A 12038-nucleotide genomic window follows, 5' to 3' on the forward strand; every position below is an offset into this window, starting at 1 on the left:
TTACCTGCCTGGCCGATCGAAATCGTGGAGAAATTGAGGAGAAAGTGTAAATTAGCGTGGAAAATTACAGGGGATTATTTACTTCCTGACGCATTGTGTCACTGATGAGACTCCAGCCAGAGCACGGTGGCGGCAACCCGCGAGCGTACGTTAAGTTTACGCAGCACGCTGCGGATATGTACTTTGACCGTTTGCTCGGAAATCGACAGGTTCTCAGAGACTTCTTTATTCGACAGGCCGCGCGCCACCTCTTTCAGCACGTCCAGCTCACGAACGGTGAGGATCGCGAAAGGATCGCCCTGCCAGGCACGGTTTTCCCGCCAAAGCTGCATGGTGTCGCTGAATGCCTGCCCGCCTTCGGCAACATTAATAATCTGCGCCAGCATCTGCTCCGGTTCGCCGTCTTTCAACAGGTAACCGTCAACGCCCGCATCGAGCAGGGTAAAGAAGTCGCTGCGGCTGTCGGAAACGGTCAGGATCACCACCCGGCAGGGGATCGATTCACTCCGCAGTATCTGCAATGTCTCCAGACCGGAAAGCCCCTTCATATTGAGGTCCAGCAGCACGAGATCCGGCTGTATCTGCCGCGCCAGCGTCAGCGCTTCCGTGCCGTTACTGGCTTCCGCAACCACCTGAAAACGGCTGTCCAGCTGCAAGAGCTGATGCAGACCGCGACGCATCAGCGGATGATCGTCAACGATTAATACGCGAATAACTGTGTCGTTCATACTTCACTCCCTGAATGTGCGGATGAGGGTATCGGGTCTGCTGCGGCAGGCAATACACTCTCTGTGGCCGGCATAAATTGCAGTGCAACGCAGGTGCCACCGGTTTCGCCGCGCATGATACTGAGCGTGCCGTTCAGCCTTGCTGCCCGCTCATGCATGATGGTCAGCCCGTAGTGATCCGGAGGTTCCTGCTGGCTGGCAATACCAACACCATCGTCCATAACGGTAATGTTCAGCTCGCCCTGGTCATCGCGACGGGTAACGACGGTTATATGTTGTGCGTGAGCGTGACGAATGGCGTTGAGCAGCGCTTCGCGAACGATTTGCAGCACGTGGATCTGCTGCTGGGCCTGTAGCTGCCCGTCAATATCGCACTGTAATACAATCGGCGCGTCGCTTTGCGGGCGCAAAGGCAGAATCACCTGCTCAAGCGCCCGGGAAAGGCTGGCGGGTTCAATCGTCAGGCGGAAGGTGGTCAGCAACTCACGCAGCTGTCGGTTGGCGGCGGTCAGTGCCTGTTCAAACTCGGCCACCACCGTTTGTGCCTGCGTGGCGTGCGGTTCAAGCGTTCGTTTCAGGCGCGCAATCTGAATACGTAAAAACGTCAGTGACTGGGCCAGTGAATCATGCAGTTCGCGAGCAATTGTCGCACGTTCCTCAAGCAGCAGCAGCGTTTGCACCTGCTGCTGCGCCTGCCACAGTTCCAGTGCGTGAACCAGCAGGGAAGCGACTCCCTGCATCAGTCGCGGTTCGCTGCTGTGTGCCTGCCAGCGTAGCAGGCCACACGGCTGCGGCTGGTGGCTGAGGTAGAGAGGAATGGAATGCCACGGCAGTTGCGAATCGCTGTGTCCGGCGTGCAGTACGCCAAAGTCAGGCACGGAAAACTCTATACAGTTGAGTCGCTCATGGCGCAGTACCAGCGCCAGCGTGAGTTGAAATGCTTCGCGGCCTTCCACACTGCGGCTGAGCCGCTGCGAGCAGGCATACAGCAGAGTGAGGCGTCGATTGGCCTGGGTCAGGCTTACCGTTTTTGCCCGCACCGTCTGTGACATCGCCGTCCATGACTTTTCCAGTTCACCGGACATGCGCGTGAAGGCGCGCGCCAGGACGCCAAGCTCATTGTCGAGCTCGGTACTCAGCGGCGGCAGGGTAAAATGGGTCTGTTCAACGGCTTCGCTGGCGCTGAGTAGCTGCCTGAGCGGCCCGACGATTTTTAGCCGAATATGGCGCAAGGTTACAATCACCAGCAGAGCAATGGCGGTGAATCCCAGCAGGCAGGTCAACGCCACGATGCGCATTTTCAGCTCAGCCCAGTGCTGCAACGCCAGTACAAAATGGTCAATCTGCACCACGGAATGAATAATTCGCGCAACATGTTCAGCGTTAACCTCCGCGCGGTTGGAATTCAACGAGGGCTGTAGCTGCTGCCAGGAGGAGAGCAGATCGTGGTAGCGCTGGCGAACGGCATCCGGCACATAAAACCGGTCAAGTGACTGTAATGCCGGGGCCAGCAGCGTTTGCTGATACTGATTGATATGTTCAGACTGCTGGGCGGAATGTGAGGTGATGTCCCACGCCAGCCTATAGCTTTGCATCCGCAGCGAACCGGCCAGATTAATGGCTTCCGCATCGCGCAGGCTGCCCGACAGCGTCAGCAGCGCCAGTCCACTGGAACAAATCGACAGCAATACAATAGCGAAAAGCGTACGCGCGATGCTGTGGGTGACGGAGCGTTTGACTGATGGCATGCATTTATCCTTAATTTACGTAGGGATATTGTAACCAAAGAACCGTTTTATCTGAAGCCACCCTGCACCGTGATTCATTTTCTGTTACATCCGGCTTGTTCATGCACATTCCCTGACACTAGCTGGCGTAACGCTACGCTGTGCTGACAATGCTTTAAAGCTTTTACCCACGGCTCACTCTGCTTTTCATTGTATTGGTAATAATTAGCTCCGTAACTAACCCGTACCGTTTGAGGAGCACCAAAATGAACAAAACTATACCCGCACTGATCGCGGCGACCTTATTAGCTGCGACCTCTTTCTCTACGCTGGCTGCAACGCCGGTTGACGGTAGCCAGGCCATGAATATGCAAAGTATCGGTAGCGTCTCCGTTTCCGGTGTCCGAGGTTCGCTGGATGATGCAACCCATCAGCTGGCGAAAAAAGCGGAAGAACAGGGTGCCAGCCACTATCGTATCGTTAGTGCTGACACCCCGGGCGACTCCAGCCTGTGGAGCGGTACCGCGGAGATTTATCGCTAACGTTTTTACCCTGTAATACCCCTATCCCTGTGTAGTCCCTGTGTAGTCCTTAGTGCCATCACTAGCCGGTCGCAAATTGTGACCGGTTTTTTTATGCGCCACTCGACAAAAATTACAAAACCTCACGATTTCGTCCGCGGATTTTTTGCGTCGACCTGACAGAACGGTTAGGATGCATCGCCGCAATTTCCCGCGTGTCTTTAAATATAACTACAGTGCATCGGGTAAGTACTCAAAGTTGCAGCAACCGACGCAATCGTTTGGTCGGAGCATAAAAATAACAGGATACCAGGACGGGTAACCGCATCACTTGTGGACAGGACAATAGGATAGAAAATGAAAGCTGATAAAGTATCTGGCGCAGAAAAACGCGCTGCCAAAAGACGTTGGTTAAATTCGCAGGATTCTGGCTATAACAAAGCGATGGACAATCGCCACGTGCAGATGATTGCTATCGGTGGCGCAATCGGTACGGGCCTGTTTCTCGGTGCCGGTGCGCGTTTGCAGGTTGCCGGTCCGGCGCTGGCCATCGTCTATTTAGTCTGTGGTATCTTCTCCTTCTTCATTTTACGCGCCCTGGGTGAGCTGGTATTACACCGCCCGTCAAGCGGCAGCTTCGTTTCTTACTCTCGTGAATTCCTCGGCGAAAAAGCCTCTTACGTTGCTGGCTGGATGTACTTCGTCAACTGGGCGATGACCGGTATCGTCGATATCACGGCTGTTGCACTCTATATGCACTACTGGGGCGCATTCGGTGATGTACCGCAGTGGGTCTTTGCCCTCGGCGCGCTGGCTATCGTCGGCACCATGAACATGATCGGCGTACGCTGGTTCGCGGAGATGGAGTTCTGGTTCGCGCTGATTAAAGTGCTGGCGATCGCCATCTTCCTGGTGGTGGGCGTGGTGTTCCTCGGCAGCGGCAAGCCTCTGGACGGCAACGCGACCGGCTTCCACCTGATCACCGACAACGGCGGGATGTTCCCTAACGGCCTGATGCCTGCGCTGGTACTGGTACAGGGCGTGGTCTTCGCCTTTGCCTCTATTGAGCTGGTGGGTACCGCCGCCGGAGAGTGCAAAGATCCGAAAACCATGCTGCCGAAAGCGATCAACAGCGTGATCTGGCGTATCGGCCTGTTCTACGTCGGTTCCGTCGTACTGCTGGTACTGCTGCTGCCGTGGAATGCCTATCAGGCAGGCCAGAGCCCGTTCGTGACCTTCTTCAGCAAACTGGGCGTGCCTTACGTTGGCAGTATCATGAATATCGTGGTTCTGACCGCCGCGCTGTCGAGCCTGAACTCGGGCCTCTATGCAACCGGTCGTATTCTGCGCTCCATGTCGATGGGCGGTTCTGCACCGCAGTTCCTGTCTAAAATGAGCCGTTCGCAGGTGCCGTATGCCGGTATCCTGGTGACCGTCTGCGTTTACATCGTTGGCGTGTATCTGAACTACATCGTTCCTGCCAGCGTGTTTGAGATCGTACTGAACGTAGCGGCACTGGGCATTATCTCTTCCTGGGCCTTTATCGTGGTGTGCCAGATGCGTCTGCGTAAAGCGATCAAAGAAGGGAAAGCGGATGACGTCAGCTTCAAACTGCCGGGCGCGCCGTTCACCTCCTGGCTGACGCTGCTGTTCCTGTTCAGCGTGCTGGTGCTGATGGCGTTTGACTACCCGAACGGTACCTACACCATCGCATCGATTCCGCTGATTGCTATCTGGCTGACCGCCGGTTGGTTCTTCGTGCGTAAGCGTGCTCAGTCTCTGTCTGAAGAGCAGCATGCCGCAGCGGAAAAACTGATGAAGTAAACCCGCTGTTTCCCGGTCGGCGCTGTTTTCAGCCCGGCCGGTGTTTCAGATAGTTTTCCCTCTATACCCGTTCTATGATGACAGGCTCCTGATACCTTCACGGAGCCTGTATGTCCGCCAAGATCGACATCATCAAAAATAAAATCCTGTCAGAAAACTGGTTTGTCCTGCGTAACTTCACCTACGATTTGACCGCGAAAGACGGTGCGGTGATCCGCCACAAGCGCGAAGTTTACGATCGCGGCAACGGTGCGACGATCCTGCTCTACAATCGTGAGAAAAACAGCGTGGTGCTGACTCGTCAGTTTCGCATTGCCACCTGGGTGAACGGCAATCCCGATGGCATGCTGATCGAAACCTGCGCCGGGCTGTTGGATAACGACTCCCCCGAGGACTGCATTCGCAAAGAAGCCATTGAAGAGACCGGCTACGCGGTTGGCGAAGTTGAAAAACTGTTCGAGCTGTTTATGTCGCCCGGCGGCGTGACCGAGGTGGTACATTTCTTTGCCGCGGAGTACAGCGAATCTCAGCGCGACAACGCCGGCGGCGGCGTTGAGGATGAAGACATCGACGTGATGGAAATCCCTTTCCCGGACGCCTGGGCAATGATCAAAGATGGCCGGATCAGAGACGGAAAAACCGTCACGCTGCTACAGCACGCGCTGATCGCGGGCTGGCTCCATCTTTAATGCTCACGCGCATCGCCTTTAACAGGCTGGCTCCACTTTTAAAGAACGCGCATTGCCTTCAATAGGTCACCGTTACGGTGACCACATCGCTGTAGGTTCCTGCCGGTGGGCTGGTCTGGGTCGGGTTAATCGTCGCCGTATAGTTGATGGTTTGCGAGGTACCGCTGCCGGTCTGGCTGAGATTATTGGTGCTGGTCCAGGCCGCTCCCCCGGCCTGATAAAGCTGGTACTGCAAATAGTTATTGCCCGTGGTGCTGACCATCTGCCGCCAGTCGCCGCTGGTGGGAGTGGCGCTGGTAAGATTGACGCTGTAGCTGGCATTCAGCGTGCAGCGGACGCTCAGCGCGCTGCTGACGGTTTTAAACTCGGAGGGCAGGGCGGCGGAAGCGAATTCCACATCCGGAGCGCTGTCGATATAGCAGTCATTGATTACCGTCACCGTCACGGTGATGGTTGAGGTAGCATCACCGGTGGTATAGGCGCACAGCCCCAGTACGCCAAGAAAACAGATGCTGTAATGCCAGTTAATCGTCAGCGTATCGGTATAGACGCCAGCGGGAATGTTGATCCCGGCGCTCGATCGCAGATACAGCGGCAGCGTGCTGTCTGGCGCATTAAACAACCCGAGCAGCCCCAGCAGCGAGCGCTCGGTCCACGTAATCGTGCTACCCATGTTGTAAGTCGTGCCGCAGGCGGCATCTTTACACAGCGAATAGGGGATCGAGGCACCGGTCGCGCTGTACAACTGCGGCGATGTGCCGACGGGATGCTGTGAACTGCTGATGGTGGCGGTCACCGTGTTCTCCGCCAGCAGGGACACCAGGCTGCCGCTGGTACAGGCGAAACCGCTGCCGGTCGTAATAGTTTGCGCGCTGCTGGCAAAAGTAAAGGCGCTGATGCCGCCAAAGGTCGAAGTACTCGATGAGGCGCTACAGGCCGCATAACTCAGGCCGCTGGTCAGCAATAGCAGGCCGGCTAACAGAAGTCGCAGGGTCGCGTGCATTTTCATGGCTGTTTTTCCGCTGAAGAATTGTCCGGGCAGACAAAAGTGGCGAACAGGGGCGATGTTTTACCCGATGCATTTATCTTAAAGTCGTGACGGCAGCTTCCCTGCGGCAGCTTCACGACAATTTCATTGCTGGCTGCCAGTCCGCTAAGCCAGACTTTTCCGCCGTAGCCGACCAGGGTGGTTTGCCCGCTGTGGGTTTCCATCACCGGTGTTCCTACCGGCAGCGGCTGCTGCTGCGCGTCGAGCAGCGTCAGGCTGGCTGAACGCACCGTGGTCACCGGGAATTTCACCAGCGTGCCGCTGCCTTCTCTTACCGCCACGCGGGATTCAATCTGCGGAAGCGAGGCATCCAGCGGCAGATCGAGCGGATCGATAGCCACTTTCGACGGATACCAGGCGCTGACCCAGGGGATAAGCAAGTGGCCGCGATCGTCGGTTTTACCGGTCAGCTGATTCTCAAAGGTGACCGGCACGTCGGGATAGCCGTCGGTACTGACCAGGATAAAAGCATCGTTAACTTTGTTGGTGGCAAACAGCGCGTTGTCCATCCAGATGACGGAACCACTGAGATCTGCCCACTGGCTGTTATTGTTCGATTCGCCGTAAACGCCGCCGCTTAGCGTGGCCTGGCTGAACTTCCAGCTGGCGTCGGCCTGATAGTAGTCGCTGTTGCCGTTGGCATAGGCGAGGTTCCAACCCAGTCCGCCGCTGACCGGCGCGCTGCGGTTAAAGTTAATGCGCTCACTGTAGTCGCCGCTGGTGCTGCGCTGTACGCCGGTGCTCAGGCTGGCACCCGATTCCAGCGGTACGATCACCTGCACCTGCGCATTATAACCCTGCTCGCCGAGGGTTTTGTTCAGTGCCAGGTAGAGGCTGCTGGAGCCCCACAGGCTGCGGCTCCATGACAGGTTTGCCAGCCGCGTACGACTGTTATCGCTGGCGCGAATATCGAAATAGCCCAGCCCGACGGTGCCGCCGCCCGCGCCCAGCGGCGCGAAGCTCAGCGTGGCCTGATCAGCCTGTCGGCTGAGCTGGGTGGCGGTTTTCCATGTACTGATATCCGTGTAGTTTTCACTGCGCTGCAGGTGCTGCATCGCAAGACCGAAATAAGAAGTGTAATAGGAGTAGCCAACCACGTACTGGTTGCCGCTGTCATCCGCCCGGCTCTGGCTGACCGCGCTACTCAACGTACCCCAGCGGCCCACCGCTACATCGCCGCCGATACCGCCAAGCTGAAGCCCCGGGCGGCCTTCCGCGTGCAGAGACAGAGTAAAACTGTTATTCAGGCCATAGCGCCAGATGCCGCTGGCTGCCGCATCGCCGTAGTCTGCGCTGCGGATGCCGTAGTTTTGCCGCAGTGCGCCCGCGGTTAAATCGAAATCGCTCAGCCCTTCGCGCAGCAGCTGGTTGGAGACATAAAACGGCACGCTGGTGGAAACCTGGCGGCCCAGCGCATCGGTGGTCACCACCGTGGCTTCCCCGGCACCGTTGATATAGGGCACGTTGGTGAGGGTAAATGGCCCGGCGTTGATACTGCTGCTGCTGGCCTTGTAGCCGTTAATAAACAGATCGACGCTGCCGGGCAGGGCGGCGTTGCCCGACCAGTTGATCAGCGGGTAGGTCACCAGATCGGGGCGCACGCTGAAGTTACGTGCTACACGAAGCCCGCCAAGCCGGGTTGAGTTGCTCCAGGTCAGCGAGTTATTGATCACATCACCCGCCTGCCAGGCAATCATATTGGCTTCATCGTTGTACTTCCACAGCGTGTCGTAGCGCAGATAGCCATCGGCGGCATCGTCGCTTTTCCCCGACCACCAGCTGCGCCAGGTACCCGTATTGGATAACGCCCCTGCGGTGCCGAACAGGCGCTGTTCCAGCCAGGTTGCGGTATAGCTCTGGCCATTTTCACTGTGCAGGCTGTAGCTGTCGTAGTTCAGCAGCAGGCCGGTAGAGCTTTGTGCAGGGGTAAAACCGAGCAGGTTATTACCCGATATATTCTGCAGCGGCAGCCAGTTATCCGGCACCGTCAGCACCAGCTGCTGCTGCGTACTGTTATAGCTGGTTTTCACCTCGGGCAGCTGAGTGACATCAATCAGCCCGGTCTGGCCGCCAATGCGAACGTGGTTCCGCGTCAGCGCTCCTGCCTCAACCAGATAGTGTTCGCCGCGCGCCTGTACCGGGACGATCTGGTCGTCCGGCTGGCCGTTCACCACCAGCGTCAGATAGAGCGTATAGCTGTCGGTATTGCTCATCGCCCTGGGTGCGGCGGGGATGGCATCATATTCAGCGGCATACAGGCCGCGGGCATCCGGCATCAGGATGATTGCTATCGCCACCGTCAGCCGGGTCAATTTCAGGGCGGCAGGGGTGCGTTTTCTCATACTTAGTTCGCGGCCTGAATGGCCACCGGAGTCGTATTATCCGCCAGCTGAGCGTAGAGGGTCTGCCCACCGGAAGGCTGGCGCTTAGCAGGCAGCGGGAACGACATCTTTTGCCCCGGCAGCACATAACCCAGGAAGCCCTCGGACAGCCGCAGTGAGGCCTGCTCCGGTTTATTGCTGCTGCCCCAGAATACGTTACTCAGTCGGGCATGAACCACGCCCTGATTACGCACGGTGAGCCAGGTTTTGCCCTCGCGCTGGCTGAACGTCCAGCTCAGCTGCGGGCGGGTGGCCGTGCTGGCATCGCGTTTGCGATCGGTGCGTTCCTGGGTCCACAGACCTTCACCGTCCAGGAACAGCGGCAGCAGATAGCGCATTTGCAGCTGAAGCCCGGCATGTTCCTGCATCTCTTTCGGCAGCGAGCCGGGCAGTTCATCAATCACGATACGGTAGGATTGTTCACGACCGGCCGGAACGGTCACGGTGCGCATCAGGCGAATAAGCTGGCGCTTTCCCGGCTCGACGGTAGCAAAAGGCGGACTGGCAATGACATCCTGCTGATCGGCGTAGCGATCGCGCTGATCCTGCTGCTGCCAGCCCAGTACACGAACCTGTAGGTTGACCGGGTAGCTGCCGCGATTCTCCAGCCACAGCGCAGACCCTTGCTGATCGGCTTCAATTACCTGGTAAACCGGCCATACCAGAACTGAGCTGGCGGCCAGAGCAAATTGTGGACACAGCGCGGTCAGCCAGAGCGCGCAAAATAACAACCCTGTTTTGAGTTTCATGTTTTTTTACCACGTTAGAGTCACGGTAACCGTATCGTTATAGGTGCCGGCGGCCGGAACGGTGCCGGAAGTCAAAAGTCGCGCATAAACCGGAAAGGTCTGGGTTGTTGCCGGGAACGAGGCAATGCTGTAAGCCAGTGCCCCGGTTCCCCATACGGTGCTGCGGCTGGCATCCCGATAGAGCTGGTATGCCAGCTTGTTGCTGCTTGTGCTGTTACTCAGATAGCGAGCGCTACTGGTGCCGCCGTTCAGGCCGTAGTCTAGGGCTATCGACATGGCGGTGCCCGGTGTACAGGTCACCACCACCGAACCGGCCCCGCTGCTGCTTACCACATCCACGTTGCTGCTGAGGTCGCCCACGGTGCCAAAATCGATAGTCCCTAACTGAGTCGTGCTGGCCGTGGTACTCCCCAGAATGCAGCCGTTGGTAATGGTGGCTGAAACGGTAAAGGTATCGGTAACGGTGCTGGCAGTGCTACAGGTTGTCACCAGTAGCAGGACGCTACAGAGGCGCACGTTGATTACCAGGCCAGAGTGGCGATCACGGTATCAACATAGGTTCCGGCCGCCGGAGAAGTATTGCTACCCTGGTCGGAAGGCAGAATACGACCGTAGATTGGGATGTTCTGCGCGGTGCCGTCAGCCGTCAGGCTAATGGTATCGCCAGCTTCAATCTCGGTAGTACGGGCGCTGTCGGAGTAGAGACGATAAGGAACCCGCGTGGTGCCGCTGTCGGATGACACGCTGCGCACGGTGCCGTTGCCGTACAAACCACCGTCCAGCGTCAGCGTTGGGCTCAGGCCAGCGCTGCAGGTGACCGTCACGGCGCCGCTGCCGTCAGCACCGGTCACGCTGCCGTCAATGGTATATTTCAAATCGGCATAGGTACCGAAATCCAGCGTACCCCATTTATTGGTGCCGGTAGAACCATCACCATTACCGACGGTACACGCCGAACCGATAATAACCTGAACGCCAATTTCACCGGTTAATGAACCGGTGGCCGCTGCGGATACCGGTTGCATAGCCGCGCTGCTTAATAAAGCCGCAGTTAACGCTGATAATAACAGTTTGTTCTTTTTCATAACTATCCTCATTATCGTAGTGATGCCCATTGGCTTGCTGTGTATAACAATTAAAAGGAGTGATGCTGAACAGATAAATACTTCATCAGCTGCGGCATATCAGCGATGTTAAGCTTTTTCATTAAATTCGTTTTATGCGTATGAATCGTTTTATAACTGACATTCATCTGCTTCGAGATAGTAATGACCGTATTATTTCGCGCCAGTAGCCAGGCGACATTCAATTCAGCCATAGTTAATGGCGTGCGATAAGCGTTCTCGCTATTAGTTTGCATGTCCAGTCTCGGGCTGACCACGCTTTGAATATGGTCCTGTTGATTTAATCCCGATATAATGGCTGTTATATTATCTCTCTTCGAGAAATAGCACTGAGCACCCATACCCGTCAGGTATTTAACTAAACCCGGTTCTTCCACGCTGGTAAAAATAATAAGCTTCACTTTTCTCCAGTGGTGGCGATTCTCACGGATAAACTCTATCCCGGTAATAATATCCATGCCGCTGTCATAAAGCTCAGTGAAAACAATATCTACGTCACCTATCTCCAATAACAGTTGTAAAGCTGAAAATGATTTCAGATTTGCCAACAATAAATAGTTTGAAGACTGACTAACAATTTCACGTAACCCCGCGGTGACGAATGCGTCGGGGTCCAGTATTGCTACTTTTTTATCATCATACCGCCGACAACTGGTTAAGCACTGGCGTGCTGACTTTGCATTTATTTATAAGAACAATTTAGTTATAAAAATTTTTCTTTAACAGTCTTCATTAGTAAAAATTACAAAACGGATGTTTATGAAGGCTTGATGGGTATTTTATGTGAGAAAATCCTGGGGAAAGATCATTATGCGGATTAAAAAACCAGGTCGTGGCTTGTGAAGGGTTTGCTAGCAACATAGTTAACGTTAATTTAGAGAAAACTTTACATTTGAGAACATAGGAATGTTCCTAGATATAGCGTTGTCGGCTTATGAAGAGCAAAAAAACAGCGTAATCCCGTTATCAATAGCGTTTGGCTAGTGGTAATTATTAAGCATATTCTGAATTAGATCCAGTTATTCATATAACTAAATAATTAGTTTCCGTTGCTAACTATTTTTATGAGTTCCAATTATTGATGTATTGGCGAGTGATTCTTAAGGAAGATTGCATGATGTCCAGCCTAGATGCCGTACTGGTAGTATAAAAAATAGACGAATGAGGGCGGCAGGAACGCGATCCCGCTCCAGATATTGGCGGATTTATATCGTTAGCAGGAAATAAGGGTGAGGCTGTTCACAAAT

At 55.3% G+C, this 12038-nt stretch carries 11 protein-coding genes; 3 read left to right on the forward strand and 8 right to left on the reverse strand.

Features of this window, described 5'->3' with window-relative positions:
- Positions 1-98 precede the first annotated feature (98 nt).
- The gene (locus OMR58_RS12935) at positions 99-728 is read right to left on the reverse strand and encodes a response regulator (protein WP_264546143.1); all 630 of its coding nucleotides are present in this window, start codon (positions 726-728) and stop codon (positions 99-101) included.
- A complete protein-coding gene (gene narQ / locus OMR58_RS12940) occupies positions 725-2476 on the reverse strand; it encodes a nitrate/nitrite two-component system sensor histidine kinase NarQ (protein ID WP_264546144.1) in 1752 nt (583 codons plus the stop codon). The genes OMR58_RS12935 and narQ overlap by 4 nt, the downstream gene beginning before the upstream one ends.
- 245 nt (positions 2477-2721) lie before the next feature.
- Here narQ and OMR58_RS12945 point away from each other — a divergent pair, with 245 nt between their 5' ends.
- The 3 genes from OMR58_RS12945 (at position 2722) to nudK (ending at position 5489) form a co-directional block, all read left to right on the forward strand.
- The gene (locus OMR58_RS12945; RefSeq protein ID WP_105593272.1) at positions 2722-2997 is read left to right on the forward strand and encodes a DUF1471 domain-containing protein; all 276 of its coding nucleotides are present in this window, start codon (positions 2722-2724) and stop codon (positions 2995-2997) included.
- Positions 2998-3333: 336 nt separating this feature from the next.
- Positions 3334-4800 carry an L-asparagine permease gene (gene ansP, locus OMR58_RS12950; RefSeq protein WP_200545558.1) on the forward strand — a complete coding sequence of 489 codons (1467 nt, stop codon included), beginning with the start codon at positions 3334-3336 and terminating at the stop codon, positions 4798-4800.
- A 110-nt stretch (positions 4801-4910) separates the two neighbouring features.
- Entirely contained in the window at positions 4911-5489 is a 579-nt protein-coding gene (nudK, locus tag OMR58_RS12955; protein ID WP_200563142.1) for a GDP-mannose pyrophosphatase NudK, read from the forward strand.
- A gap of 58 nt (positions 5490-5547) precedes the next feature.
- Here nudK and OMR58_RS12960 read toward each other — a convergent pair whose 3' ends face one another.
- The 6 genes from OMR58_RS12960 to OMR58_RS12985 are packed head-to-tail and all read right to left on the reverse strand — an operon-like array spanning position 5548 to position 11249.
- On the reverse strand, positions 5548-6498 hold the full coding sequence (locus tag OMR58_RS12960) for a Csu type fimbrial protein (protein ID WP_264546145.1): 951 nt from the start codon (positions 6496-6498) through the stop codon (positions 5548-5550).
- Positions 6495-8879 (reverse strand): fimbria/pilus outer membrane usher protein, encoded by a 2385-nt coding sequence (locus OMR58_RS12965; protein ID WP_200563145.1) that lies wholly within the window; start codon positions 8877-8879, stop codon positions 6495-6497. The genes OMR58_RS12960 and OMR58_RS12965 overlap by 4 nt, the downstream gene beginning before the upstream one ends.
- Before the next feature lie 2 nt (positions 8880-8881).
- Entirely contained in the window at positions 8882-9667 is a 786-nt protein-coding gene (locus tag OMR58_RS12970) for a fimbrial biogenesis chaperone (protein ID WP_200563146.1), read from the reverse strand.
- 6 nt (positions 9668-9673) lie between these two features.
- Positions 9674-10189, reverse strand: coding sequence for a Csu type fimbrial protein (locus OMR58_RS12975; protein WP_425320523.1), 516 nt, complete (start codon positions 10187-10189; stop codon positions 9674-9676).
- Positions 10189-10752 carry a Csu type fimbrial protein gene (locus OMR58_RS12980; RefSeq protein ID WP_234472056.1) on the reverse strand — a complete coding sequence of 188 codons (564 nt, stop codon included), beginning with the start codon at positions 10750-10752 and terminating at the stop codon, positions 10189-10191. The genes OMR58_RS12975 and OMR58_RS12980 overlap by 1 nt, the downstream gene beginning before the upstream one ends.
- 50 nt (positions 10753-10802) lie before the next feature.
- Positions 10803-11249, reverse strand: a complete 447-nt coding sequence (locus OMR58_RS12985; RefSeq protein WP_200563148.1) for a LuxR C-terminal-related transcriptional regulator — start codon at positions 11247-11249, stop codon at positions 10803-10805.
- Positions 11250-12038: the final 789 nt, after the last annotated feature.

It is taken from the genome of Erwinia sp. INIA01, from assembly GCF_025947915.1.
Taxonomy (GTDB): domain Bacteria; phylum Pseudomonadota; class Gammaproteobacteria; order Enterobacterales; family Enterobacteriaceae; genus Erwinia; species Erwinia coffeiphila.